This window comes from Arthrobacter sp. E3 (assembly GCF_017353415.1).
GTDB lineage: Bacteria > Actinomycetota > Actinomycetes > Actinomycetales > Micrococcaceae > Specibacter.
In genome coordinates this window covers 52171-75885 of sequence record NZ_JAFMPX010000014.1, presented here as the reverse complement: position 1 = coordinate 75885, position 23715 = coordinate 52171, and the positions used below count along the sequence as shown (strand labels likewise).

26 protein-coding genes and 1 pseudogene are annotated in these 23715 nt (G+C 63.0%); 18 read left to right on the top strand and 9 right to left on the bottom strand.

Going from position 1 to position 23715, the window contains the following annotated elements:
• Positions 1–136 precede the first annotated feature (136 nt).
• Positions 137–1504 (top strand): glutamate decarboxylase, encoded by a 1368-nt coding sequence (locus JMA46_RS08285; protein WP_207344866.1) that lies wholly within the window; start codon positions 137–139, stop codon positions 1502–1504.
• Positions 1505–1541: 37 nt separating this feature from the next.
• On the opposite strand, the gene JMA46_RS08280 is transcribed toward JMA46_RS08285, so the two are convergent.
• A complete protein-coding gene (locus JMA46_RS08280) occupies positions 1542–2177 on the bottom strand; it encodes a TetR/AcrR family transcriptional regulator (protein ID WP_207344865.1) in 636 nt (211 codons plus the stop codon).
• Positions 2178–2254: 77 nt separating this feature from the next.
• On the opposite strand from JMA46_RS08280, the gene JMA46_RS08275 reads away from it, so the two are divergent.
• The 3 genes from JMA46_RS08275 to JMA46_RS08265 all read left to right on the top strand — a co-directional run bounded on the left by JMA46_RS08275 (position 2255) and on the right by JMA46_RS08265 (position 5056).
• Positions 2255–3349 (top strand): NAD(P)/FAD-dependent oxidoreductase, encoded by a 1095-nt coding sequence (locus JMA46_RS08275; RefSeq protein WP_207344864.1) that lies wholly within the window; start codon positions 2255–2257, stop codon positions 3347–3349.
• Between the two features lie 244 nt (positions 3350–3593).
• Positions 3594–4493, top strand: a complete 900-nt coding sequence (locus JMA46_RS08270) for an oxygenase MpaB family protein (RefSeq protein ID WP_207344863.1) — start codon at positions 3594–3596, stop codon at positions 4491–4493.
• 101 nt (positions 4494–4594) lie between these two features.
• A complete protein-coding gene (locus tag JMA46_RS08265) occupies positions 4595–5056 on the top strand; it encodes a DUF3817 domain-containing protein (RefSeq protein ID WP_207344862.1) in 462 nt (153 codons plus the stop codon).
• Between the two features lie 25 nt (positions 5057–5081).
• Here the strand turns inward: JMA46_RS08265 and JMA46_RS08260 are convergent, their stop codons facing one another.
• Both JMA46_RS08260 and JMA46_RS17165 read right to left on the bottom strand, forming a co-directional pair.
• A complete protein-coding gene (locus tag JMA46_RS08260; protein ID WP_207344861.1) occupies positions 5082–5909 on the bottom strand; it encodes a hypothetical protein in 828 nt (275 codons plus the stop codon).
• A gap of 83 nt (positions 5910–5992) precedes the next feature.
• Positions 5993–6427, bottom strand: a complete 435-nt coding sequence (locus tag JMA46_RS17165; RefSeq protein WP_348770094.1) for a class F sortase — start codon at positions 6425–6427, stop codon at positions 5993–5995.
• Between JMA46_RS17165 and JMA46_RS17160 the strand changes: the two genes are divergently transcribed.
• Positions 6408–6638 carry a hypothetical protein gene (locus tag JMA46_RS17160; protein WP_247647170.1) on the top strand — a complete coding sequence of 77 codons (231 nt, stop codon included), beginning with the start codon at positions 6408–6410 and terminating at the stop codon, positions 6636–6638. The two genes, JMA46_RS17165 and JMA46_RS17160, sit on opposite strands and share 20 nt — an antisense overlap.
• 114 nt (positions 6639–6752) lie before the next feature.
• Here JMA46_RS17160 and JMA46_RS08250 read toward each other — a convergent pair whose 3' ends face one another.
• The 4 genes from JMA46_RS08250 to JMA46_RS08235 all read right to left on the bottom strand — a co-directional run bounded on the left by JMA46_RS08250 (position 6753) and on the right by JMA46_RS08235 (position 11053).
• Positions 6753–7568 (bottom strand): hypothetical protein, encoded by an 816-nt coding sequence (locus tag JMA46_RS08250; RefSeq protein WP_207344859.1) that lies wholly within the window; start codon positions 7566–7568, stop codon positions 6753–6755.
• 93 nt (positions 7569–7661) lie between these two features.
• Positions 7662–9083 carry a mycothione reductase gene (locus JMA46_RS08245; protein WP_207344858.1) on the bottom strand — a complete coding sequence of 474 codons (1422 nt, stop codon included), beginning with the start codon at positions 9081–9083 and terminating at the stop codon, positions 7662–7664.
• 5 nt (positions 9084–9088) lie between these two features.
• A complete protein-coding gene (locus JMA46_RS08240; protein ID WP_207344857.1) occupies positions 9089–10294 on the bottom strand; it encodes a YihY/virulence factor BrkB family protein in 1206 nt (401 codons plus the stop codon).
• 156 nt (positions 10295–10450) lie between these two features.
• Positions 10451–11053, bottom strand: a complete 603-nt coding sequence (locus JMA46_RS08235) for a TetR/AcrR family transcriptional regulator C-terminal domain-containing protein (protein WP_207344856.1) — start codon at positions 11051–11053, stop codon at positions 10451–10453.
• Positions 11054–11257: 204 nt separating this feature from the next.
• Between JMA46_RS08235 and bioB the strand changes: the two genes are divergently transcribed.
• The 5 genes from bioB to bioD are packed head-to-tail and all read left to right on the top strand — an operon-like array spanning position 11258 to position 16685.
• The gene (gene bioB / locus JMA46_RS08230) at positions 11258–12346 is read left to right on the top strand and encodes a biotin synthase BioB (protein ID WP_207344855.1); all 1089 of its coding nucleotides are present in this window, start codon (positions 11258–11260) and stop codon (positions 12344–12346) included.
• Positions 12339–13664 (top strand): adenosylmethionine--8-amino-7-oxononanoate transaminase, encoded by a 1326-nt coding sequence (locus tag JMA46_RS08225; protein ID WP_207344854.1) that lies wholly within the window; start codon positions 12339–12341, stop codon positions 13662–13664. Before bioB ends, JMA46_RS08225 begins: the two co-directional genes overlap by 8 nt.
• Positions 13664–14914: an 8-amino-7-oxononanoate synthase gene (locus JMA46_RS08220; protein ID WP_348770093.1), complete on the top strand. Its 1251-nt coding sequence runs from the start codon at positions 13664–13666 to the stop codon at positions 14912–14914. Before JMA46_RS08225 ends, JMA46_RS08220 begins: the two co-directional genes overlap by 1 nt.
• A 5-nt stretch (positions 14915–14919) precedes the next feature.
• Positions 14920–15999 carry a cytochrome P450 gene (locus JMA46_RS08215; protein WP_207344853.1) on the top strand — a complete coding sequence of 360 codons (1080 nt, stop codon included), beginning with the start codon at positions 14920–14922 and terminating at the stop codon, positions 15997–15999.
• Positions 15996–16685: a dethiobiotin synthase gene (bioD, locus tag JMA46_RS08210; protein ID WP_247647164.1), complete on the top strand. Its 690-nt coding sequence runs from the start codon at positions 15996–15998 to the stop codon at positions 16683–16685. Before JMA46_RS08215 ends, bioD begins: the two co-directional genes overlap by 4 nt.
• 50 nt (positions 16686–16735) lie before the next feature.
• On the opposite strand, the gene JMA46_RS08205 is transcribed toward bioD, so the two are convergent.
• Positions 16736–17428 carry a helix-turn-helix domain-containing protein gene (locus tag JMA46_RS08205; RefSeq protein ID WP_207344852.1) on the bottom strand — a complete coding sequence of 231 codons (693 nt, stop codon included), beginning with the start codon at positions 17426–17428 and terminating at the stop codon, positions 16736–16738.
• Between the two features lie 52 nt (positions 17429–17480).
• Between JMA46_RS08205 and JMA46_RS08200 the strand changes: the two genes are divergently transcribed.
• Positions 17481–18131, top strand: a complete 651-nt coding sequence (locus JMA46_RS08200) for a maleylpyruvate isomerase family mycothiol-dependent enzyme (RefSeq protein ID WP_207344851.1) — start codon at positions 17481–17483, stop codon at positions 18129–18131.
• Between the two features lie 67 nt (positions 18132–18198).
• Positions 18199–18612: a VOC family protein gene (locus tag JMA46_RS08195; protein ID WP_207344850.1), complete on the top strand. Its 414-nt coding sequence runs from the start codon at positions 18199–18201 to the stop codon at positions 18610–18612.
• A 233-nt stretch (positions 18613–18845) separates the two neighbouring features.
• On the opposite strand, the gene JMA46_RS08190 is transcribed toward JMA46_RS08195, so the two are convergent.
• Positions 18846–19427: a hypothetical protein gene (locus JMA46_RS08190; protein WP_207344849.1), complete on the bottom strand. Its 582-nt coding sequence runs from the start codon at positions 19425–19427 to the stop codon at positions 18846–18848.
• Between JMA46_RS08190 and JMA46_RS08185 the strand changes: the two genes are divergently transcribed.
• From JMA46_RS08185 to JMA46_RS08160, 6 genes and pseudogenes are all read left to right on the top strand, one after another.
• On the top strand, positions 19417–19932 hold the full coding sequence (locus JMA46_RS08185) for a TetR family transcriptional regulator (protein ID WP_207344848.1): 516 nt from the start codon (positions 19417–19419) through the stop codon (positions 19930–19932). The two genes, JMA46_RS08190 and JMA46_RS08185, sit on opposite strands and share 11 nt — an antisense overlap.
• Positions 19933–20005: 73 nt before the next feature.
• Positions 20006–20599: an ABC transporter ATP-binding protein gene (locus JMA46_RS08180; RefSeq protein WP_207344847.1), complete on the top strand. Its 594-nt coding sequence runs from the start codon at positions 20006–20008 to the stop codon at positions 20597–20599.
• A 21-nt stretch (positions 20600–20620) separates the two neighbouring features.
• A complete protein-coding gene (locus tag JMA46_RS08175) occupies positions 20621–20758 on the top strand; it encodes a hypothetical protein (RefSeq protein ID WP_207344846.1) in 138 nt (45 codons plus the stop codon).
• A gap of 18 nt (positions 20759–20776) precedes the next feature.
• Positions 20777–21154 (top strand): annotated as a pseudogene (locus tag JMA46_RS08170) (ABC transporter permease); the annotation flags it as partial.
• A gap of 462 nt (positions 21155–21616) precedes the next feature.
• The gene (locus JMA46_RS08165; protein ID WP_207344845.1) at positions 21617–22402 is read left to right on the top strand and encodes an isocitrate lyase/phosphoenolpyruvate mutase family protein; all 786 of its coding nucleotides are present in this window, start codon (positions 21617–21619) and stop codon (positions 22400–22402) included.
• A 308-nt stretch (positions 22403–22710) separates the two neighbouring features.
• On the top strand, positions 22711–23667 hold the full coding sequence (locus JMA46_RS08160) for a 2-dehydropantoate 2-reductase N-terminal domain-containing protein (protein ID WP_207344844.1): 957 nt from the start codon (positions 22711–22713) through the stop codon (positions 23665–23667).
• Positions 23668–23715 lie beyond the last annotated feature (48 nt).

Genomic DNA, 23715 nt, shown 5'->3' with positions numbered 1-23715 from the left:
TCCTCGCAGGGCACCCACCCCCTTTTCATCGCTCCCGGCCGGCCGCAGCACCAAAATGCTCAACTCCAGCCCAAATTCCCGCCGGCACCAGCCCGCCCATCAAAACGCTACTGACCCACACACCTAGGAGATCTGCATGAGCCTGCATCGCCATCACAGCCGAGCCGAGAAGTTCACTCTGGACAGTGCGTTCGACTCGGGCATGGGCACCATTCCCAAGCACACGCTTCCGTCTGGCACCCAGGACGCCGACGCTGCGATGCAGTTCATCCGCAACGAGCTCATGCTTGACGGCAATGCCCGCCAAAACCTTGCCACGTTCGTGACCACGTGGATGGAACCCCAGGCAGCTGAATTGATTCAAGCCTCCTTGGAAAAGAACATTATCGACAAGGACGAGTACCCGCAGTCGGCCGAAATTGAGCGTCGCTGCGTGAACATGTTGGCGAATCTGTGGCATGCACCGGAGCCCGCCGGGGATGCCGGTGCCATGGGCTGTTCCACCACAGGCTCCTCGGAGGCAGCCATGCTGGCAGGTCTGGCACTGAAGTGGCGCTGGCGTGCCCGCAGGGAAGCTGCCGGGCTCGATGCCAGCAAGCCCAATCTCGTCATGGGTGCCAATGTGCAGGTGTGCTGGGAAAAATTTGCCAGGTACTGGGACGTAGAGGCACGGCTGATCCCGCTCGAGGGTGCCACGCATCTGACCGCAGTACAAGCCGCTGCTGCCTGTGATGAAAACACCATTGGTGTGGTGGCCGTGCTCGGTTCAACGTTTGACGGCTCGTATGAACCCGTTACGGAGATTGCCGCCGCCCTGAACGAGCTGGCCGCCAGCACGGGTTTGGACGTACCGATGCACGTTGACGCCGCATCGGGCGGTTTCATTGCACCATTCCTTGACACAGAACTGCTGTGGGATTTCAGGTTGGAGCGGGTCAAATCCATCAACGCTTCCGGGCACAAATATGGACTTGTCTATCCCGGGGTTGGCTGGGTGCTGTGGCGAAGCACCCAAGAGCTGCCGGAAGACTTGATCTTCAGCGTCGACTACCTGGGCGGTTCCATGCCTACGTTCGCCTTGAACTTTTCCCGTCCCGCAGCCCAAGTGATCGCCCAGTATTACACACTCGTCCGCTACGGCTTTGACGGTTTCCAAAGTATCCAGTCGCGGTGCCGGGAGATCGCCGGCGCCATTGCCACGGGCGTGGAGGGAATGGGGCCGTTTACGCTGCTCAGCCGCGGCAACGAATTGCCCGTTGTGGCTTTCGAACTGACGGCCCCGGATGGCTACTCCGTGTACGACCTCTCGCATGAGCTGCGCAGCTTTGGCTGGATTGTGCCGGCCTACCCCATGCCGGAGGGCATGGCTGATGTGCATGTGCTGCGCGTGGTGGTGCGCAACGGTTTCACCTTTGACTTGGCTGCCATGTTCTTGGCAGATCTAGCCAAGTCGGTGGCACGGCTCTCGGGCCAAAGGGATGAGCGCGTGGGATTTCACCACTGATCCAGCATGGCTTGGCGCTGGTTAGTGCGGTGCCGGTTCACGACAAGGCGCTCAGCATCGAGATGTAGATCCAGTCCCGGTACTGGTGCAGGCTCCAGCCGAAGTTGGCCACTAGCGATGCATAGCTGTCGGGGTGGCCAAGCGTAAAGATGACGGCCGCGGCGTCGTCGTCGCTCATGCCATTGGCCAGTCCGCCGCGCTCGCGAATCGAAGCGGCGGCCAGCCGGTAGTTGGCTAGCCGCTGCAGGGCTCGCGACTCGCGCAATTGTGCAATGTCAGGATCGATGGCGGCCGCTTGGCTGATGACGTTGAAGATCGCGTGGCTGCGGGGCATGCCTTCGGAAAACCAGTCGGCCAGCACGCTGATGACCCCTGGCACGTCGGTTGCCAAAGCGACACGTTTTGCCATGAACTCGGGAACGGTTGCCGGCGCGAGTGGTCCGGCGACGGCCGCATCCAAGACAGCTGAAAGCAAGGAGGGCTTGTTCCCCACCGAGTTGTAGATGGTTTGAATGGCGACGCCTGCCTGTGTGGCTATAGTTTCGATGGACGTGCCCAGGTAGCCATTCGCTAAAAAAAGTTTGCCTGCTGTTGCCACAATCAGTTCACGCGTCTGGATCGACTGGACCTGGCGTCGGCCGCGAGGCGCTGGATTGTCCTGGATTTCGACCATAAGCAAGAATAGCATTCCACTGATTAGAAGAGTATTCTAGTGAAATAGTTCCACCGCAGCTTCCAGGGAGGCGCATCATGGCTGGACAGACGTTGGGCGAGACCATCATTGTCGGAGCGGGGCAGGCCGGGCTGTCGGTAGCTTTTCACCTTGGGAACAGGGGGGTTGTCTGCCGTGTTCTTGAAGCAGAAGGGTCGCCGGGCAACAGCTGGCGAAAACGTTGGGATTCGCTCCGGCTTTTCACACCGGCACAGCACTGCTCACTTCCGGGAATGCAATTCCCAGCACCGCCGGGGAGTCTTCTCACCAAGGACCAGGTTGCCACGTACTTGGAGTGTTATGCGGCCCAGCTCCCTGTCACAACAGGAGTTGTCGTCACAGGAATCCATGCCGAAGACAGAACCCGTGACGTGGATGGTGGCGGGGCATGGACGGTTGAAAGCACTGCCGGCCGTTTCACCGCCGCCAACGTCGTCATCGCTACAGGTGCCACCTCAGAGCCCTTCATTCCTGACCTCGCAGCCAAGCTCGCCGAGGACATCCGCCAACTGCACAGCAGCGACTACCGCAATGCGCAGTCACTGCCGGAAGGTGGCGTTCTGGTGGTTGGCGCCGGCACCTCGGGCATCCAAATTGCCATGGAACTGGCACGGGACCACCGCGTATGGCTGGCAGGGCGCGTTCCCTTTCACGTTCCCGATGCTGCCTTGAAGCACGCCGGTGGCTTGTATTGGCAGTTCATTGACAAGGTGCTCACGCGTCGCACTCCACTAGGACGAAGAGTTGCCAAGGATTTCACCGCGCAAGGCGGGCCCTTGATTTCAGTGTCCATCGATGACGCGCTCAGCGCTGGGGTCAGGTGCCTGCCGCGTTTTGAACAGGTGGACGGAGCCGGACGTCCGTACTTCCCCAATGAACCGGGCATGCCTGCACCGGTCCTTCCCGTGTCGACGGTCATATGGGCAACTGGTTACAAGCCGAGCTATGGCTGGATTGACGGGCTTTCAGTTGATAGCAGGGGATGGCCGGTTACCAACCGGGGAGAGGTTCACGAATTTCCCGGACTGTATTTTGTGGGATTGCCTTTCCAGTACGGACTGACTTCAGCCCTGTTGGGAGGGGTGGGGCGGGATTCGGCATTCGTTGCCGATCGCATTGCAGAGCGTGAGTAGATATTGCTGCAGCCTCACTGGCACAGACCAGCTCTCTTCGGCGGGTTTTTCACTGTACTCCCGTGGCGGTGTGGATCCCTCGTCAGGACTGTCTGAATGCTTGGCGCTGGAAGCTGATGAGTTGGTCATGCTTTCTCTTGTCCCGCCCCGCATGTGAGCACCACGCGGTCTCACTTTCATTGTGGTGCATCCAGAAATGCCGCGCTGCCTGCAAACATCCAGCTAAACGGGAGAGACTACAGGTATGGAAAACCCTCTGTCCAAGTGGCGCTCGGAACTGCGCGGCACCTTCAGCAACAATGCCCCCACCATCCCGCAATGGGAACTTGACTTGGAAAAGGGCGACGACGGCGGCTACTTTGGTCCCGAATCGGCTGCTTGGGCTGTCCACGGGTCGATGACGACGCTTGTGGCCGGCATCCAATCTTTGCTTATCCAGGCGCTTCACCCGGGTGCGCTCGCAGGCGTCCATGACCACTCCAGCTACCGCAGCGATCCTCTTGGCAGGCTGGCCGGAACCATCCGTTGGATCTTCACGCTTACTTATGGGGACACCGCGGCTGCCCGGCAGGCATCGGACAAGGTGCTGCGCATTCACGAGCACATTCGCGGGAGCTACAACACCAACAGTGGGGAAGTACGCCCGTACACCGCTAATGATCCTGATCTGCTGCGATGGATCCACTTGGCATTCACCCAAGCCTTCCTGGCAACCCATGAAGCCTACGGCGGACCCATTCCCGGAGGATCTGATGCTTATGTGGCCGACTGGGCCGTGGCTGGTGCGCTCATGCAGGTGGAGAACCCGCCTACCACCGTCAGTGGGCTCAATGATCAGCTTGCCGCCTACACCAAAGAGCTGCGCTACGACGAAACCGTTGCCGAAACGGTGGCCTTCATCAGGAACCCGCCCTTGGCACGCTCGCAGCAAGGCGGCTATAAGATTCTTTTTGCTGCAGCAGTGGCGTCCTTACCCCTTGGATACAAGGAACTGCTGCAGTTGAGCACACCGAGACTTGGCCCTCTTTCGCTACCGGTGACGGTGCCCACAAAAGGCGTACTCGGCGTTGTCCGCTGGAGTTTAGGATCCCCTGGACCCAGCGAAGCATCAGCGCGGGCCCGGCGTATCCGGCTGGGTGTATAGGCTCCACCCAGCAGAGCCAGCTAGGCTGCATAGGGCCATTTGTGTCCGCCATGTTCCGCCCGCAAGCTTCGCTACAACTATGCAAGGACTGACTTCAGCCCATGACCCCACGTACTTTCTACCGCTCCATCGCCATCGCCGAAGCCGTTACGTGGACGTTGCTGATTGCTGGCATGATCATGAAATACGCGTTGAAGCTGGGCGACTGGCCCGTCACCGTGGGCGGCTTTGCACACGGACTGGTGTTCATCGCCTACGTCACCACCGCAGTCCTGGTCGGATTGAACCAGCGCTGGCCCACCAAGCTGATTGTTGGCGCCGCAGCTACCGCTTTTGTGCCGTACCTCACCATCCCCTTTGACCGGTGGTTGGAGAGAAAGGAAAGGCTCGACGGCGGCTGGCGCACCACGGCCACCGGTCACGCCCGTGACGGTCACTGGGTCGATGTCGTACTGCGCTGGATGCTCAACCGTCCGGTGCTTTTGAGCGTCGTGTTCGTGGTGTTTGTTGGCGGGATCATGGCCACCATGCTCTTTGTTGGTCCTCCAGGTGGCCGCGCCTAGCACAACCCAGCCGCCTGACACGGGCTCAGCCGTGGGTCCAGCAGCCGAGGATCGTGGTGGACATTTCATAGGCGAAACTGGCCGCTGACACGTCGTGCGGTCCAACACTGGCAGGAAGCGCTGTGGCGTCTACATGCAAGGTCATGTTGTCCTTGGCGAAGATGACGTTTCCTGCTTGTGATTGGTAGCCGGGAAGACCTAAGTTTGCCAGGCCCTTGATGGGGGCAGCTGACAGGGAGGCCGCCAATTTTTGTGCTGCTTCGGTTGCTTTTTCCGGGGTTTCTGCCACTGTCACGCTCATCACGAAGTTGCCTGCGGCCAGTGGATAGGTGCACGTGTAGGTGGTGCCGTCCCACTCGGTCTCCGGTTCGGGAACAGCAGGAAGGGCAAGGATGTCCTTGACGGTATTCCTGGCTTCCGCCGCGCACACCATCGCTGCCGCCTCGGGTGCGGGGCCTGCCACCACAGTCAGGACGCCGTGCATGTCTCCTTCCATGCTGTGGTAAGGGTAACTGCCGGGTTTTGCCGGGGCCTTGAAGGCTGCCATTCCACCGGCAGGAACGGTCACGGAAAAGGCACTGGCCTGGTCTGAAACAATGGTGGCGGCGGTGGTGCCCATGTTCATCACGCTCACGCTTGTTCCGGCATCCAGAGGCTTCGGGTCTAGGAACTTCCCCTCCTGAATGTGAATCATCGACGCCATTGCGCCTTCAGTGTGCGCGGTTGCGGCGGAGGAGGCCACCGGTGCGGGGTGGTTCATTTCGCTGGTCGCACCCAGTCCTGCGGAACAGCCGCCCAACGCGATGGCGGCGGCCACGGCCACTGCGGCGGAAATGCTGAGTTTCGTCTTCATGGCAATCCAATCCAAAACGTGAAGAGTAGGTGGCCCGTGGCCGGGATGCATGGGTGGGCGGCTGGCGTCGGTGACCCGCGCAGTTACTTGGTGCTGGAGAGCAAGTGCCCGTAGACCACGGTGTTCTCGACGAATTCCCCGGTGCTGGGTTCGTATCCGCCACAGGTGATGAGGCGGATCTCTGCCCTGTCGGTGTTGCCGTACACGGCAAGTGTGGGGAACGATGCCTTTTGGAAGATTTCGGTGCGGTCAACGCCAAAAACAAGCACGCTGCCGTCGGCCCGGCTCACACTGAACTGTTCGCCTGGCTTGAGTTCGTGGAGCCGGTAAAACACACCCTCGGGGATGGTGGTGGTGTTGACGTGTCCCAAAATAACGGAGGGACCCTGCTCCCCGGGCGTCGGCGAGTACTTGTACCATCCGGCGGGGGAGCCAGCTTCCCCGGGCGGAACTTCTGCCTCGCCCTTGGCGTCGCGTCCCAGCGACAGCAGGGGGGTGGTGAGACCGATATCCGGCACTGACAATGAGACCGGAGCCGAAGCTGCCAGCACGGGTCCCTTGGCTGGAGCCGGTGGCGGCTGCGTGATGGGAGCAGGGGACGGGGCAGCAGTGGCCGCCGTCGTGCCTGCAGCTGTCGTGGAGGGCGCCGCACCTGGAGGACTCGCGGGTGCGGAAGAACTCGATGATGAGGAAACCTGGCTCGAGATGGGTGGGGAGGCATTTGCTTGAGCCCCGCATCCGGCAACGCCCAGGGTGAGCGTTGCCAGAAGCAGAACCGTAGTCACGGGCGCCCTGCGGCGCCCGTGACTACTGCTGGTGGTGATCATGGAGAAATCGCCGCCGCTACTTTGCAACCGTGGACTTGTGTGCAGCCACAGTCCGCTTCCGACCCAATGCCAAGGCCCCTCCGGCTGCCAACACCAGGGCTCCGCCACCCACAAACCAAGCCACATCAGGGGAGGTTGAGGCGTTGGTCGGAGCAAGCGCTGTGGTTACACCCGTTCCGGGGGCGCCACCGGGCATGGCGGCCATCTGGGAGACAGCGAGGGTTCCACACAGCGCTGGCGACGTGGCAGCCAGCGGCAAGGTGGGAGCCAGGTCGCTCATTTCCTTCTGTGCTGCGGCGGGCAGCGTGGCGGGGTCAAGGCCGTGAACCACCACTACCGCCTTTCCGGCCTTCATGGAGGCAATCGTTTCGGCGTTCATGGTGAACGTGCGCTCGTACTTGTAGCTTGCACCCATTCCTGCAACGGCCAGGTCCAGGGCCGCCTTGTCGCTCGTGTCACCGCTGGTGGAGAGTGTGGTGCCGATCTTGCCGTAGGACGGGCCGCCCTCGGTGGTGCTGATGACGCCGTCGCCGCTGGTGTCCGCTGAGGGTGCGGGGCACACGCCGGCGCCGTCGATGTGGATGTGCTGCGCATGCGGGTATGCCGCGCCGTTGAACGTCGCCGCCAAGCCGCTGACATTTTCCGTCACGGTGGCCTGGTCTCCGGTGAGGGTGATCCAGACTGAGCCCGTGGCGTTGCTGCCGTTGATGGCACCCAGGTTCGTTTCGAAGGTGCTGGTTCCGTTGTCGGCCGCCATGGCCGCTCCGCTGGAAAAGGTCATGGCTGCCAGCGCAAGCGCCGGGGCAATGAGTAAAGCTGACTTCTTATTCATGGGACTTCTCCTTGAACAGTGTGGACGACCCATCGTTGGATCCGTCTACCCTGTGATTCGGAGCACTCCCGGGTTTGGATTGGAAGAGTCTACTTACGGTTCCGTGGGTGCTGGCAGTCCCAGCAGCGCGTTCTCCACCAATTCGCTCAGCGCCGGGTGGATCCAGTACTGCCCCCGCGCCACGTCGTGGGCGCGCTGGCCGAAGGACATGGCCTGGATCAGGGGCTGGATGACGGTGGCTGCGTCGGGGCCGATGACATGGGCGCCCAACAACTTACCCGTCGCAGGATCCGCCAGCACTTTCAGGAAATGGCCGGAATCTTCCCGGGCCCAGCCAGCGGCAATGTCGGCATAGGCCTGGGTTTTTGCGACATAGGGGACGCCTTGGCGCAGGGCCTGGTCCTCGGTGAGCCCCACGTAGGCAATTTGCGGCTCGCCAAACACCGCTGCCGGGATGAAGCGGTGGTCTGCGGACATCATGGCGGCAGGATGGATGAGGTTGTGCTGCACCACGCGCGCCTCGTGGTTGGCCACATGCTTGAGCTGGTGCTCGCTGGAGATGTCGCCGAGCGCAAAAATCCCGTCCGCCGTGGTGCGCTGGAACTCGTCCACCACCACCCGCCCATGTCTGTCCACGTCAATCCCGGCCGCAGCAACATTCAAGGTGTCCGCGTTGGCCCGCCGGCCCGTCGCCACCAGCAACAACTCCGCGGTGTGTGTTTGCCGGTCTCCGGGCCCCTCAAGGCCAAGCACGACGCCGGCCCCGCCCACCTTCGCGTGTTTGACCTCGGTGTCCAGCAACAACTCATGGCGTGCGGCGGTTTCCTTGGTGAACAGTTCGGAGACGTCGCTGTCCAAGTGGCGCAGCAGTGCCGGGCCACGGACTATCTGGGTTACCTGCGTGCCGAAGGAGGAAAAGATGTTCGCAAACTCGGCTGCAACATACCCACCGCCCAAGATGGCAATGCTCTTTGGCAGTGATTCGATGCGCATGATCGTGTCAGAGGTGTGAATCGTGTCAGTGGCGTGGAAGGCGGCACCTGGCTCGCGCAAGCCGTCGATCGAGGGCACTTGTGCGCGCGAGCCGGCCCCCAGCACAAACCGGTCACCCGTGAGGACCTGGGTGCCGCCGTCGTGCATTGAAACGCGCAGTTCACCGGGCGCCGTGAAGCGGCCGTGGCCGGAGAAAACGGTGATGTTGGGGCACTCGGGGCTTTCGCGGTAGGCCCTGCCCGCTGCCTCGATCCCGTCAATGCGCGAGAAGATCCGATCCCGTATGCCCACCCAGTCAACGGCTGTGAGCTGGGAGTCCACCCCCAAAGCCCTGCCGTGGCGTGTGGCGTCGGCAAGCTCGGCCGGGTGGACGAACATTTTTGTGGGGATGCAGCCAACGTTCAGGCACGTGCCACCGAAGAGGTTGTCCTCGACGATCGCGATGCTCAGGTGCTCCAGTTCCGGGCAGGGAATGGAATTGCCTGAGCCTGTGCCGATGATGACAAGATCGAAATGCTGCATGAGGGTTAGTCCATCTGTTTGGGTTGGTGGTTGCCACGGTTGCGCCATGAGGTAACGGCAAGGACTGCGGCACCTATGCCCGCCAGCCACAACAGGGTTTTACCTTCGCCTGACTTGCGAGCGTCGTCATCGGGCGAGTCTGGGGCAAATTTTTTGCGCAGGTGCTTGCCTTCAGCGACCAGGACCATTTCCTTCTCTGCCTTTTTCAGGCTGGCGGTGACTTCGCGCGGCGGTAGCTGGATTTCGGCTTCTGCCTTGATGCCGGCCTGAAGTTGGCGGCTACGTTCAAGTTCAGCATCCACTTCTGCGCCGAAGAGCAGGGCGAGGTTCATGATCCACAGCCAGAGCAGCAGCACGATCACCCCGGCGATGGCACCGTAAGTTTTCTCGTACTTGTTGAAGTTGGCAAGGTAGAGGCCGAAGCCGGCCGAAGCTGCCACGGCCACGACCAGTGCAACGGCGGCTCCAACACTGATCCATCGGAACTTCGGCTGTTGCACGTTGGGGGTGAAGTAGTACAGCAGGGCGATGAGTGCCACGGCCAGAATCGCCAGCACCGGCCACTTGGCGATGTTCCAGACCGTCACGGCGGTGTCGCCGAAGCCAATGGCATCGCCAAGCACCTTGGCAATGGGGCCGGAGATCACCAGAAGGAGTGCCATGATGGCCACCATGAGCACTGCGGCCAAGGTGACCAGCAGAAGTGCGGGGCGAAGTTTCCACACCGGGCGCCCCTCGTCGGTGCCATAGATGCGGTTCATGGCCCGGCTGAATCCGCCGACGTATTTCGAGGCAGACCACAACGCGGTTGCGAGCCCCAAGACAAACGTCCAGCCAGCTGCCCGGGAACTTGTCAGCTGTTCCACGGGTCCGCTGATGGTTTCCACAATGGACGGGTCTGTGAGCTGTCCGACCAGGTTCAGCATGACCTTGGTGGTTTCCTCGGCCTGGCCCACCAGGCCGAGGATGGAAACCAGCGCCAGTATTGCCGGGAACAGCGACAATACTGCGTAGTACGTCAGGGATGCCGCCATGTCGGTTGAGGCGTCCGCACCGAACTTGGCTACCGAGCGTTTGGCTACATATTTCCACGACTTTGTTTTTATCCTGGCCACTTTTTGCGGCTTGCGGGAATCATCCGGGTCGGGTGCAGCAGCGTGGTCAACCGCCGTGTCCTCGACGATGTCCGAGAACTTCGTGTGCGTATTCATGTCCAAGACACTACCGCGGTGCGGGTTTCGGCGCGCCCATCGATTGCGGCGCGCCCATCGATTCTGCCTGACTTCAACCCGTCCGCGGTAGGGGTGGGAGGTAGCGGGGAGTCATTTCGTGCAGTATGGGCGGGGAGACCAGTCCATCGACGGTGTTTATCCAACGTCCCGCTGCTGCGTGGTTTCCTTTTCCAATAACTCTGCGGCACCAGCCAATAGCAGTTCGAGGCCAAAGTTGAAAGCCTCGGCGTCGTCCACCGGCCTAGAAGAACCGGCCAACAGACCTGCCTGGGCGAGTCCGCTCTGTGTCTGTTCCTGCGTGACGGTGCCCAAAATGTAGTGCACCAGCGCGCGGCCGGTCCAGGCAGCGCTGCTGCCTGAAAGGCCGGCACCAGCAAGGGTTGCCGTGAAGCGTTGCAGCGCCGGGAGCGATTGTGGCGCCAAGGTTTGTGTCAGGGCTACGACTTCCGCGCCGTCTCGCACGGCCAGCAGGGCATCGCGGACTTGCCGGGAGGCAAGGCGCAAGGATTCGATTACCCCTGCTGTTCCGGCCCCCACCACGTGCTGTGGTTTGACCGGTGCAAGAATCATGACCGCGAGGACACCGAGCAAGTCCTGCTTGTTCCTCACATGCCAGTAGAGTGCGCCGGGCTGGACGTCGAGGTCACGGGCCAGGCGGCGCATGGAAAGGTCAGCGATACCGTAATCGCGCAAAATACTGAACGCGGTGTCGATGACCTGCTCGCGTGTCAACGCCATGTGCTCCAGTCCTTTCGTGGCTTTCGTGGCTTTCGTGCGCAGGTTGTGAAAGCCCACGCGACACAGCTCCATTTTGCCCCATCGCGTCATCCCCGCAGCCAGCCCACACCGAGCAGCGAAAATCCACACGGAAAACCCGATTGCAGCCGTTGGGGGCAGGGCGGCTCATTTGACAGCGGAACGACGAATTTCCATACTTGAACAGTGTTCAATAAATTTCATTCCCTTGCCGACCGGCAGTTGTCCGGCGCCATGCTGACCCGCCAAGAGGCCCATGCCGTCCTGGAATCCACCGATGACCAGCTGTTGGATGTGGTGGCCGCCGCTGCACGCCTGCGGCGCACCTACTTCTCCAACACGGTCAAGGTGAACTACCTTGTCAACCTGAAATCCGGCTTGTGCCCGGAGGACTGCACATACTGCTCCCAGCGCCTGGGCTCGGCCGCGCAAATCTTGAAGTACACGTGGCTGAAACCCGAAGCGGTCCTTGAGCAGGCGGAAACGGGAATCGCCGCCGGTGCCTCCCGCGTGTGCTTGGTGGCCAGCGGTAAGGGCCCCGCGGACAGGGACGTGGAGCGCGTGGCTACCATGGTGGACGGGCTGAAGGAGGCACACCCCCATGTTGAAGTGTGTGCCTGCCTCGGCATTTTGAAACAAGGCCAGGCCGAGCGGCTCAAGGCGTGCGGCGTTGATGCGTACAACCACAACTTGAACACCAGCGAATCCAAGTACAAGGACATCTGCACCACCCACGAATTCTCCGACCGCGTCCGCACCGTTGAGGCCGCCAAGGGAGCCGGACTCTCTCCGTGTTCGGGCCTGATCGTGGGCATGGGCGAAAGTAATGATGAGCTCATCGACGCTGTCTTTGCCCTCCGTGATCTCGGCAGCGACTCCATCCCGGTGAACTTCCTCATGCCCTTTGACGGAACGCCGCTGGAAGGAACGTGGCTGCTGAACCCGGCCCAGTGCGTGCGCATTCTCGCCCTCGTCCGCTTCGCCTGCCCCGCAGCGGAACTGCGCATGGCCGGCGGACGCGAGATGCACCTGCGCAGCCTCCAGCCCCTCGCATTGAACATTGCCAACTCACTCTTCCTGGGCGACTACCTCACCAGCGAGGGCCAGCCCGGCCAGGACGATTTGGCGATGATCGCGGACGCAGGCTTCACCGTTCTTGGCCAACAGCCCTCCGCCGTTGGCAGTCCCTCTCTGCACGACGCCGGAGGTGCCGCCGGCTCCCAGCCTGCCATCCGCCGTCGTGGTGCAGGAACGCAGCTCGCCCCCAATGCTTGAGGAAACGCGCTCGCTCGTGGCCCGGGACAGGGGCCTGCTCTGGCACCCGTATGCCCCGCTTGACGGCCCGGCCCCTTACGCGGTGCTGGGCGCATCCGGCACGAAGTTGCAGCTTGAGGATGCGGACGGGGAACGCTTTGAGGTGGTCGACGCCATGAGTTCGTGGTGGTCAGCCGTGCACGGCTACCGGAACCCGGTGCTTGATGAGGCGCTGGCCGAGCAGGCAGCGAAGTTCTCCCACGTCATGTTTGGCGGCTTGACGCACCAGCCGGCGGTGGAACTGGCCGAGCTGTTGGTTCACATGGCTCCCGACGGGCTGGAGCATGTGTTCTTTGCCGACTCGGGCTCCGTGTCCGTTGAAGTGGCGCTGAAGCTGGCCGTGCAGTACCAGGCGGCCGCCGGGCACCCTGGACGCAGCCACTTCCTGGCCCTGCGCGGGGGCTACCACGGCGACACGTTTGCCGCGATGAGCGTGTGCGACCCCGTCGACGGCATGCACGCCCAATTCCCGCACCTTGTGGCACGGCAGCGGTTTCTGCCCCGGCCCCCGCAGGCCCGGCTTGTCGACGGCGTGCTGGTCTCCGACCCGGCTGAAGTTGCAGCATGGGTGGTGCTGCTGGAGGAAACCGTGGCGGCACACCGCGGGGAACTGGCCGCGATTGTGCTGGAACCTGTGCTGCAGGGTGCTGGCGGCATGTACGTCTATGCTCCTGAGTGTCTGGCCGCAGCCCGCCGCGTGGCCACCGAGCACGGCCTGCTGCTGATTGTGGATGAGATCGCCACCGGCTTTGGCCGCACGGGGGAACTCTTCGCCAGCGACTGGGCGTCGGTGGCCCCTGACATCATGTGCGTGGGCAAGGCACTGACCGGCGGATACCTGACGCTGGCGGCCATGCTGTGTTCCTCCGAGGTGGCCGCCACCATCACGGCCTCACCCCTACGCGCGCTGCTGCACGGGCCCACGTTCATGGCCAATCCGCTGGCCTGCGCCGTGGCTGTGGCTTCGCTGAAGCTGCTGGAGAGCACGCCGTGGCGCCCGCAGGTGTCTGCGCTGCAGGCCGGCCTGGGGGTGGCGCTTGCCCCGGCAGCCACACTGCCGGGGGTCTTGGACGTGCGGGTGCTCGGGGGAGTGGGAGTCATCGCGCTGCACAGCCCCGTGGACGTTCCCGCCCTGACCCGCGCGGCCGTGTACCACGGCGTCTGGGTTCGACCCTTCCGCAACCTCGTCTACACCATGCCTCCTTACATCAGCACTGCCGAGGACCTTGCCGCCATCGGTGCCGGCCTGTGCGCCGCGGTGGAACAGGTGCACGGCTGATGCCTGCCTTCACCACGGACGACGCCGGTGTGCCCGGCCCGGATGTGCCCGGCCCGGGTGCGTCCAACAGCGGCGCGATGGAGCAGTGGCTGCACAGCCGGGCCAAGGTGCGTGAGAGCCGCGGATTGGTCCGGCGTGCTGCAGCGCTGCCAGCCGGGCCCCTGCTGGATCTGGCATCCAACGACTACCTGGGGCTCTCCCGCGACCCGCGGCTGACCTCCGCCGCCGTCGAGGCCGTGCTGCGCCATGGTTCGGGATCACGTGCTTCGCCAGTGGTGTGCGGCACGCTGGCAGTGCATGCAGACCTTGAAGAGGCCCTGTGCCAGCTGACGGGCGCAGAGACTGCGCTGCCGTTTTCCTCCGGCTACCTGGCCAACCTTGGAGTGCTCACGGCCTTGGGCGGGCCGGGCACCCTTCTGGTTCTCGATGCGCATGTGCATGCCTCACTGCACGACGCCGCGCGGCTCTCCCGTTCGCCTGTCGTCATCGTCCCGCATGGGGATGTCGATGCTGTGCGGGCGGCGCTGGCCGAGCGCATGGTGCCGCGCGCCGTCGTCGTGGTTGAATCCCTGTATTCGGTGCTGGGCGACGCCGCGGAACTAGCGGTCCTTGCCGAGGCCTGCGCCACTCAGGACGCGTGGCTGCTGGTGGATGAGGCGCATGGCGTCGGAGTAGCCGGGGACGGTCGCGGTGCCGTGCATGCGACCGGGCTTGCCGCAGCCCCTCATGTGGTGCTCACCGTGACGCTGTCCAAGGCACTGGGCTCCCAGGGCGGGGCTGTGCTGGGGCCACCGGAATTGCGCGAACACCTGATCAATTCAGCGCGCCCGTTCATCTTCGACACGGCTCTGGCACCGGCGACCGCCGCGTCAGCAGCGGCGGCTGCGCGCATCATCCTTGCCGAGCCGGCCCTTGCCGCCCGGCTGCAGGCGAACGCTGCCTGGCTGGCTGGCATCGCGGGCATCATGCGCTCGCCGGGTGCTGTGCAATCCATTCCCATGCTTTCAGCCGAGCAGGCTGTTTCCGTGGCGGGGCAGTTGCACGATGCCGGAATGCTGGTGGGCTGCTTCCGCCCGCCCAGCGTGCCCGACGGCGTGTCCCGCCTGCGCCTGACTGCCCGGGCCGACCTGTCCGCGAGCCAAATGGAGGATGCGGCCGAGCTGTTGCGCTACGTGCTGCCCGCCCCCGTCCAAGAGGCACTGTCTGGCCCCGGCACACTCCCATCCACCAACCCATCCCTTGAAGGATAGCAACTGTGAACTACCACGTGGTGGAAACACCGGCCCTGGCCAGGGAAGTCATGCGCCGCACCGACGACTTTGCCCCGACAAACGCGTTGACCTCGGTGGTCCCGCTGGCCCCGGCCACCTTGCGCATACTCAGCAAGGCGAAATTCGCGCTGCCGCCTGTCCTGGCATCCGCAACGGGGGAGGGCCACCGGGCCGTGCGCAGTGTGGTGACCCGATTCTTTACCCCTGCCAAGGTTGCGGCCGTCACGCCCCGGGTTCGGGAGATTGCCAGGGCACAGTTGGCGCACACAGCCGCTGCCTTGGAGGAGGGCCCGGTGGACCTGGCAACTTCCGTTGCCATGCACGTCCCGCCCGTCATCATGGCGGAACTGACGGGGCAAACCAACCCTCCGCTAGACGAACTGAAAACGTGGAGCCGCGACTCGCTTGAACTGTTTTGGGGCTGGCCGGATCACGCCCGGCAGCTGGAACTGGCCCACAGCGCAGCCGCCTTTTATGGCTGGCTGCGCGCGGAAGTGGCCGCCAGTCGCGGCTCGGATTCCCTGTTTGGCGTGTTGCTGTCTGCGGGATTGAGCAGTGCCGAAGTGTGCTCGTTGGGCTACTTCCTGGTCATTGCCGGGCAGGAAACCACCTCGCAGTTGATCAACACGGCGCTGTACCGGGGCATCGGGTCAAAGGGGTTGGCTGTGGCGCAGCCGTGGGCGGAGTTGGCCGAGCCTGCATTGGCGGAGCGGCATGTGCGGGGCGTGCTGGCCACGGAATCTTCCGTGCACACGTGGCGCAGGGCGGCGTTGCGCGACACGGTGCTGGATGGTGTGCAGCTTCCGGCAGGGGCCGAGGTGCTGCTGCAACTCTCCGGGAACCACGGCCCGCATGCCCCGCCCACGGCGTACTCGCTGGCGTTTGGCCACGGACTGCACCGCTGCCTTGGCGCAAAACTGGCGGAGCTTGAAGCCACGCTCGTGGTTCAGGAAACAGCTCGCACCCTGCCGCACTTGGCATTGGCGGGCACGGAACCGGACTGGCTGTGCCTGCTGTCCTTTCAAACACCGTTGTCCGTTTTCGTGGAAAGCGGCAGCCGATGACCGCCCCGGTGCTGCGGCTGCCCGCCGTCGTGCTTGTCACTGGAACGGATACCGACGTGGGAAAGACAGTGGCAACGGCGGCGCTTGCCGCAGTGCTGCAGTCTGGCGGGGCATCTGTGGCCGCCTACAAACCGACCCAGACTGGCGTGCTTACAGGCGACGGCGGTGACATGGTTGAGGTGCGGCGTCTGGCTGGAATTGCTGCAGCGGTTGAGGGTGTGCGGCTCACGCTGCCCATGGCGCCTGTTGCCGCTGCTGCCCGTGAGGGTGGGAAGCTGCCGACGCTGGCAAGCCACGTGGCAGCCATCCACAGGCTGGCTGCCACGCACGACCATGTGCTGGTGGAAGGCGCAGGCGGGGTGCTCGTGGAACTTGATGGGGAGGGAAACACGATCGCGGAGCTAGCCGCACATCTCCCGGGTGCGGCCGTGGTGGTGGTGTGCCGCAGTTCCCTCGGCACACTAAACCACACGCTGCTCACGCTCGAGGCCCTGGAACGCAGGAACGTGGCCGCTGCCGGGCTGGTCGTGGGCTCGTGGCCGCAGGAACCCACGGACGTGGAACTGGACAACCGGGACTTCTTCGCGGCGCTGCCCACGCCCCTGCTGGGTTGCCTGCCCGAGGGCGCAGCCTTGCTGACGGGAGAGCAGTTCCGGGCTGCGGCGCCGGGATGGCTTGCCGTCTAAGGCGTGTTCCGAGTTGCCTTGCTCATTGGGAGAAAAGCCCAGCTGGATGATCAGGGCAGCTGCAATTTGGTGGCATCGACGAGCTCCTGGACAGCGTCGGCGCTGCCGATTATCGAGAGATCTGTGCTGTCCAACAGGACCCCGCCCATGATCAGGGACTTCCACGTACGCGTGGTGCAACTTGCCTGTGCATCAAGGGCGTCAACAGCACTCCCACGAACGGTTGCGACCTTAACGATGGACGCCTCCTCGGATGTCAGTGCTGCCACATACTCCACGGCGGCCCTGCTGGGTGTGCGGGAGTCGGACAAGGTCAAGGAAACGTTGCGCCCCGGCGAACCTGGGGCAAGCGGGCGGGCGTGGGCGCGCATGGCCAGGACTAGCGTATCGGGGCTCATGTCAGCCTCCAGCGGCAGGCGGGGGGATTGGATGGCCCACTGGGAGAGCGCCGTGTTGACGGCTTCAAGGCCGCTACCCCACTCGGTGAGTTCGTACACGCTCACGTGGGCCGGCGCGGGCAGTGAACGACGGCGCACAATGCCTGCTTCTTCCAAATCCTGCAGACGCTGCGTGAGCGGTCCCGGGCCGATGCCGGGGATGTCGTGCTGGATGTCTACGAATCTCTTGGCGCCCAGAAGCAGTTCTCGGACAATGATGAGAGCCCAACGCTCGCCGACCAGATCCAAGGCATGGGAGGAGGCGCACCCGTCATTGTATGAACCGTAACTTCTCCGTGCTGACATGGAGCCATTTTACTCCTTGACAAGAAGTGAGCGCTACTGTTTTTATAGCTTCATGGCAAAGATTCCCAGCACTGTAGTTTGGCCGGTGGTGCACGCTGAGCGCAGGGCCCTGATCGCGGACTTGGAAAGGTTGACCCCGGCCCAGTGGCAAACGCCGTCGCTGTGCCCGTCCTGGGATGTCCACGACGTGGTGGCGCACCTGGTGGATTCTGCGAAGACCACGGGTTGGGGTTTCATTCGGCGGCTGGTGGTTGCCCGCTTCGATTTTGACCGTGACAACGCTTCTGGGATTGCCCGCGAAAAGGCTGCCCATCCCAGAGATACCTTGGGTCAGCTGCAGGCAGTGTGCACCTATAGCTGCACGCCCCCGGCGGCGTTGGCCACCCGGTTTGTTGAGGCCTTCGTCCACGGCGAGGATATTCGACGCCCGCTGGGCATCCACCGCGACTATCCGCCTGCCCACGTGGCGCAAGCACTCGGTTATCAAGTCAAAACCGGCGTCTCGATGGGGGGAGGCAAGGAACGCGCAGCGGGAATGCGCCTCGTCGCCACCGATACAAACTTTGTCCACGGAGAAGGACCGGAGGTTCGCGGACCTGCCATCAGTCTGCTCCTGGCCGTCTCCGGAAGACCCGTGGACGCGGCTGAATTTACCGGTGACGGTGCCGCGGCCTTCAGCGCTGCGCTGGGCCAGGCCGCCTGACGGCGGATGCCTTGAAACTCTACTGGTGGGGCTGGCGTGAAGGCGTAGCCCACGGGAGGATGGAGGCATGCTTGGACGTCTCCACCACCTTGTTCTTGACTGTCCGGATCCACGCAACTTAGCGGGGTTCTATGCGCGCTTGTTGGGCCAGCCCATCACTTATGACAGCGATGACTTCGTCGTGGTTGCGGAGAACGAGACGTCATCCGGGTTGGCATTTCAACGCGCACCCGGCCACCGCCGGCCAACGTGGCCCAGTCCCGCCGTTCCGCAACAAATGCATCTTGACATCATGGTGGAGGACATCGGCGAGGCAACACTTGGCGTCCTTGCCCTGGGTGCGAGCAAACTAGATGGCGAAGGCGTGTTCGCTGACCCAGCCGGGCACCCGTTCTGCCTCATTCAGCACCCCGGCTGGTGGTCCGCGGAGGACCCGAAGCGATCGACTTCTACCGAGCTGCCTTCGCGGCGGAGGAAATAGGCGAACGATTTGCCGATCCGTCGGGGATGGCCATCCACGCCGAAGTGCGCATCGGCAAGTGGATTGTCATGATCACCGAGGAAACTCCCGGCGATAGGGTGGCCGCGTGCGCGACCCCTTCGGCCACCAGTGGATGCTGTGCCAACGCCTCGAGAAGGTCTCTGTCGATGAGATGAACCGCCGTGCAGGGGAGTACTTCGGCTCAGAGTTACGCGCCGGCCGATATGCCCACGTCAGGGCACCCAATAGCCGACGGCGCAGAGCAGTTGCGTCTCGTCGTCGGCGTCGGCTGGAGGTTCAATGGCTGTAGGGAAGACGCCGAAGCCGCGCCACTCCTCAGCGTTGGGAAGTACATGCTCCGTCAAGCCTGCGATCAGTTCAGCGGAGAGATGGAACGGGATGTTGAGGTGCTTGGCGATCATCCAGGCCTGGAACCCGCGGTAGAGCGACAAATGAACAAGACCCTCCTGTGCCGGATAGTCGCCGTACTGGAAGTGGAACATGGTATCCGGGGCAACCCCGTCCCGGACAGCGGCCGTGGCCGTGTCGTTCAGCGCGTCGTAGGCTGCGATCGGATCATCGCCGAGCAGGTCGAGCTCGTGCCATTTGTCGCCGTCGGCGGTAGAGACCCCGGCGAGGACATCCGGGACCCATGCTTCGTCGTAGGCGTGCGCCCGCAGGATGTCGAGGATGGTCGGGTCCGGACTTTGCGACCATTCATCAGGGGCAGACTTGCCCAAGTCTTCGGGCGTGAGGCGGTCGATGACGCTGCGAAGGGCGGCGTCCGAGAGGAGAAAAAGCTGATTGGTTTCCATCCCGGTAGCGTACCCGCCGTGGACCGCCCTGGCTACGGAGCCCGGGGTGACGTCCATGACGTTCTTCCGGTACTTCCCGACGAAGGATGCGTTGATCATCGACGACCCCTACGACCCGATCATTGCCACTATCGTGTCAGCACAGCCGGCGGAGCTCTCGCCTTTACAACGGGTGTGCACAGCCTTCAGCATTGCTCTTGCCCAGCTGGACGCAGGGGAGGACGAGGCCACCCGCCGCAGGATTCGCATTGCCGCTGCACACCCGGGCCTGCGGGCCAAGACGTGGGAGCGCACGCAGGCGACGCAGTTGGCGATTGTGGATGCGCTGGTGTCCACTGGCGTGCAGCGGTTGGAAGCGGAAGTTGCCACGGGGGCGTGCCTTGGCGCGTTGACGGCGGCACTGTCGCACGACGGCGGCGCGGGCGCCACCCCGCTCGGTTGTCAGCTGCGTGCCGCACTGGCACATCTTGCGCTAGTGCTCGAGGAGAGTTCCGATGCCGACTGAACCGGCCGTCGTCGAGCTCGTTGGCGCAGCGAAGGCGTGCAGGGAGGGACGCGCCTTGTAGCCGACCAATCTGGTGCTGGGCATCGCCGCCCCCACTGCAGGGAGGGTGCTGGTGCGCGGTTTTGATGTTGCTCAGATGAGGTCTTCCGGATGGGTCGGCGTGGGGCACCTCATAGACACGCCGCTGGCCTATCCGGAGCTCACCGTCAAAGCGAATCTGCAGATCGCCGGGCGCCTGGCAGGGCTCAACCGGGCCGATGCCCACGCTGCAGCGTCACGGCTGGGCGAGGAACTGCTCCTGTCGAAGTGGTGGACGCGGAGGGTGCGGACTTTGTCCCTGGGGAACCGCCAGCGACTCGGGATCGCCGCCGCACTGGTCGCCGATCCCGAGGTCTTGGTGCTCGATGAGCCAACGAATGCACCGGACCCTGCGGGCACGGTTGTGGTGCGGCGGATACTACTGGAGCGCGTACACGAAACTGGTGCTTCGGTGTTGGTGTCAAGCCACCATCTCGACGAAGTGGCGCGAATTACCGATCAGATCACCGTGATCAATGCAGGGCGGATCATCGGCGAGCTGGCCCCTGCTGGCGTTAATTTGGAACGCCGCTTCTTTGATCTTGTCAACGCAGACGTGGAAGCGAACTTGATGGTGGGGAAGTCATGAAGGCGGCCCGCTGCCGCCTCCTTGGCCGCTCCTGCAGGCAAAGGTACCGCCGCTGCAAAGGCTGCTTCTTTCGCGGGCGACGGCGGCTGGGACGGCCTGCTCTCTGTCACCACCGCGGCTTCCTCGGCCGTCGGGTTGCTGGCGTTCGGCGTCGTGTAAGCATGGAGCTTTGGACGGGAGTTCAGTCAGGGAACCATAACGGGACTGTTCGCATTGCCAACCAGCCGCACCATGATCGCCGGTGCCAAGCTCATTGTTCTCTGTCTCTGGTCGATCGGCGCTACGGCGATTCTGACTGGGGTGACCACCCTGCTGGGGTGGGTGCTCGGATATGTACCTACGGCCGGCAGCTTCGCGCTGGTCGCCAAACTTGCAGCCGCCACGCTGCTCACCGGCTCGCTCGCTGTCGTCTGTGGCTTGAGTGCCAGCATCTGCCGCAGCATGCTGGCCGGGATAGGCTCCGCGATCGTGATTTTGGTGCTCTCCCAAGTCTCCGTGCTCCTGGGCGTGGGCGGTTGGTTTCCCTACGCCGTGCCAGGGCTGTGGGCGGCGTAGAACTTTGTGGGCAGCGGAGTTTTGGGAATCCAGTTGGCTGTCCTGCTGGTGACGACGGCGCTGGCCGCCTTGGGAACCGTGCTCGTATGGTGGCGGCTCAGGCTCCAAGGAAGGATTGGCAAAGCGGGGTCGTGGGTTCGAATCAGTCAGGGGCCCATCGGTGGTCTACATTCTCTAAAGCTCGTAGTGGGCGAACATAAAATCACTGCAACTGGTACGTCTCGAGCATGGTCCTCCACAGATTAGTGACTTTCCCCTGAGGAGCTCAGCTGGGTAAGGCGGACTCGGATAGTCGTATGGCATAGCAACCCGGTAAACCGCGCAGACACGAACAAACATGTTTACACGATGGCAGCAATCCTGCCCGTTCAGGCTTTAGAGCTGAGACACCTTGTGCACTGAGCTGTCTCTAGTAGTCTGGAGAGGATTCGGCCTCTGCGGTTGCTCGAGATGGGAATGACTATGGTTTCGTTTCATGATCTCCATCAAGCTGAGACTCCGCTGGTCCTCCCTAACGCCTGGGATGTGGGTTCGGCCTTGGCCTTCGCCGCAGCAGGGTTCTCTGCCATCGGTACCACGAGCTTCGGCATAGCAGTCAGCGCTGGCCAGCCCGACGGCGGCCGGTCCAGCCAGCAGGCGACTGCTGCTCTGGTGGCGATGTTGGGCTCCTTGCCCGTGCACATCACTGCGGACATTGAGGATGGCTACTCAGATGACCCCGGCGAGGTTGCGGATTTTGTGGCTGAACTGGCAGACCATGGTGTCGTCGGGGTGAACATCGAAGACAGTACCTCTGGACACTTAGTGGATCCAGCGGCTTTTGCCATGAAAGTCATTGAGGTCAAACGACGAACCCCAACCATTTTTATCAACGCACGGGTGGACAATTTATGGTTTGCTGAGCAAGCAACCGCGGATGCCGTACTGCTGCGTGCCCGCGCATACGCAGAGGCTGGTGCTGACGGCATATTCGTCCCAGGACTGGCTGATCCCGATGAAATTCGGGCCATCACCGACGGAACCGGGCTGCCAGTGAACGTATTGGCCCACCCCTTCCTCACTGTTGCTGAGTTGGGAGCGTTGGGGGTTCGACGAGTAAGTTCCGGTTCGTTGCCTTACCGCGCAGCGGTGGACTCAGCTCTCAAAACGGTCACAGCCTTACGCGACGGTCTGCAACTACCGGAAGCCACCTCCTACTGGGAGGTGCAAGCGCAACTCATGGCCTTCAACCAAGGCTTCTCCGTCTAATAACCCTGATTTATAGGCCTTGCATCGAAGCGGTTGGCCGCAGCGCAAAGGCTATCCGTTGCTGCGACTGCTGCTGTCAGGGTGCTGCCGCCCGACACATTGTCAAGGGGAGGGGCGGGAGTTTGCCCGCCACTCTAACGAGACGTCGATCGGGTCGGAATTGATGGTGGAACTCCGCGCCCGAGGGGCATACCGTGGCACTTAACAGCTTGACGCCTGCGGGCCCGGCGGGGCCTGGCAGTGGAAACGATGCCGGGAGGCGGGCCGCCTGTAGTTTTGGCAGTGCAGCTTGAGGGAAGGGACAGATCATGCGGATTCTTGTTCTGGGAGCCGGCGTGATCGGCAGTGTGTACGCGGGCAAGCTGATGGGCTCCGGACACGACGTGGTGATGCTGGCTCGCGGCAAAAGGCTGGCCGAGCTGAAAGATGCCGGGCTGATTATGGCTGACTCGGAGTCTGGGAAACAAACGTCATTGCCAATCAGGGCAATAGGCGCCGTTGGCGCTGAAGACAGGTACGACGTCGTCGTGGTCGCCGTCCGGGCCGGGCAGCTGACAAGCACCTTGCCGGTGCTGGGCAGCATGGACGACGGATCCGACGTGGTGTTTATGGGTAACACCGCCGGGCTCGAAGGCCAGCTTGTCCAGGCGCTGGGCGGGCGTGTCTTGCTGGGCTTTCCAGCCGCTGGCGGTGTGCAGGACGGGGCAACCACCCGATACGTCCTGATCAAACAGCAAAAGACAATGCTGGGTGAGCCTGGTGGAATGATTTCGCCACGCACGCTGCGCCTGAAAAAAGTGATGGAAGAAGCCGGGTTTCCGGCCGCGATCACCACCGACATGCCCGGCTGGCTCCTGGCTCACGCCGCCTTCATTGTTCCCATGGCCTACGCTCTGTACAAGGTCGGCACCGATGCGCCCCGGTTGGCTGCCGACAGGGAAACTCTGCGCTTGATGGTGCATGCCACAGCGCAGGCCTTCCGAGCCCTACAAGCTGGCGGAAACAACCCGATCCCTGCCAATCTGAGGGCCCTCTACCTACGTTTGCCGGCGGCGTTCGCCATTGCCTACTGGAGACGGGTATTGGCCAGTCCGAAGGGGGAGTTGTGGTTCGCAGGCCCCACACGGGGGTCATCAGAGGAAATGGGTTCACTTGCCCATTACTTGCAGGCCGCCATCCACGGGAGTGGCAGTGACGCCCCAGAGCTCACTAGATTACTCCGGGGAGTTCCTGGACCGGCAGGTCCTGCGCCGTCGTTAATGTAGGGGAAGTCTCGCCGCCTAAGAGGTGGCTGGCCTGCCTCAAGAGGTTGA

Bases quoted from the DNA above. Each gene is read 5' to 3' on its own strand.
- JMA46_RS08285 (WP_207344866.1), top strand. From the start codon at position 137: ATGAGCCTGCATCGCCATCACAGCCGAGCCGAGAAGTTCACTCTGGAC.
- JMA46_RS08280 (WP_207344865.1), bottom strand. From the start codon at position 2,177: ATGGTCGAAATCCAGGACAATCCAGCGCCTCGCGGCCGACGCCAGGTC.
- JMA46_RS08275 (WP_207344864.1), top strand. From the start codon at position 2,255: ATGGCTGGACAGACGTTGGGCGAGACCATCATTGTCGGAGCGGGGCAG.
- JMA46_RS08270 (WP_207344863.1), top strand. From the start codon at position 3,594: ATGGAAAACCCTCTGTCCAAGTGGCGCTCGGAACTGCGCGGCACCTTC.
- JMA46_RS08265 (WP_207344862.1), top strand. From the start codon at position 4,595: ATGACCCCACGTACTTTCTACCGCTCCATCGCCATCGCCGAAGCCGTT.
- JMA46_RS08260 (WP_207344861.1), bottom strand. From the start codon at position 5,909: ATGAAGACGAAACTCAGCATTTCCGCCGCAGTGGCCGTGGCCGCCGCC.
- JMA46_RS08250 (WP_207344859.1), bottom strand. From the start codon at position 7,568: ATGAATAAGAAGTCAGCTTTACTCATTGCCCCGGCGCTTGCGCTGGCA.
- JMA46_RS08245 (WP_207344858.1), bottom strand. From the start codon at position 9,083: ATGCAGCATTTCGATCTTGTCATCATCGGCACAGGCTCAGGCAATTCC.
- JMA46_RS08240 (WP_207344857.1), bottom strand. From the start codon at position 10,294: ATGAATACGCACACGAAGTTCTCGGACATCGTCGAGGACACGGCGGTT.
- JMA46_RS08235 (WP_207344856.1), bottom strand. From the start codon at position 11,053: ATGGCGTTGACACGCGAGCAGGTCATCGACACCGCGTTCAGTATTTTG.
- JMA46_RS08225 (WP_207344854.1), top strand. From the start codon at position 12,339: ATGCTTGAGGAAACGCGCTCGCTCGTGGCCCGGGACAGGGGCCTGCTC.
- JMA46_RS08220 (WP_348770093.1), top strand. From the start codon at position 13,664: ATGCCTGCCTTCACCACGGACGACGCCGGTGTGCCCGGCCCGGATGTG.
- bioD (WP_247647164.1), top strand. From the start codon at position 15,996: ATGACCGCCCCGGTGCTGCGGCTGCCCGCCGTCGTGCTTGTCACTGGA.
- JMA46_RS08205 (WP_207344852.1), bottom strand. From the start codon at position 17,428: ATGTCAGCACGGAGAAGTTACGGTTCATACAATGACGGGTGCGCCTCC.
- JMA46_RS08200 (WP_207344851.1), top strand. From the start codon at position 17,481: ATGGCAAAGATTCCCAGCACTGTAGTTTGGCCGGTGGTGCACGCTGAG.
- JMA46_RS08195 (WP_207344850.1), top strand. From the start codon at position 18,199: ATGCTTGGACGTCTCCACCACCTTGTTCTTGACTGTCCGGATCCACGC.
- JMA46_RS08190 (WP_207344849.1), bottom strand. From the start codon at position 19,427: ATGGAAACCAATCAGCTTTTTCTCCTCTCGGACGCCGCCCTTCGCAGC.
- JMA46_RS08165 (WP_207344845.1), top strand. From the start codon at position 21,617: ATGGTTTCGTTTCATGATCTCCATCAAGCTGAGACTCCGCTGGTCCTC.
- JMA46_RS08160 (WP_207344844.1), top strand. From the start codon at position 22,711: ATGCGGATTCTTGTTCTGGGAGCCGGCGTGATCGGCAGTGTGTACGCG.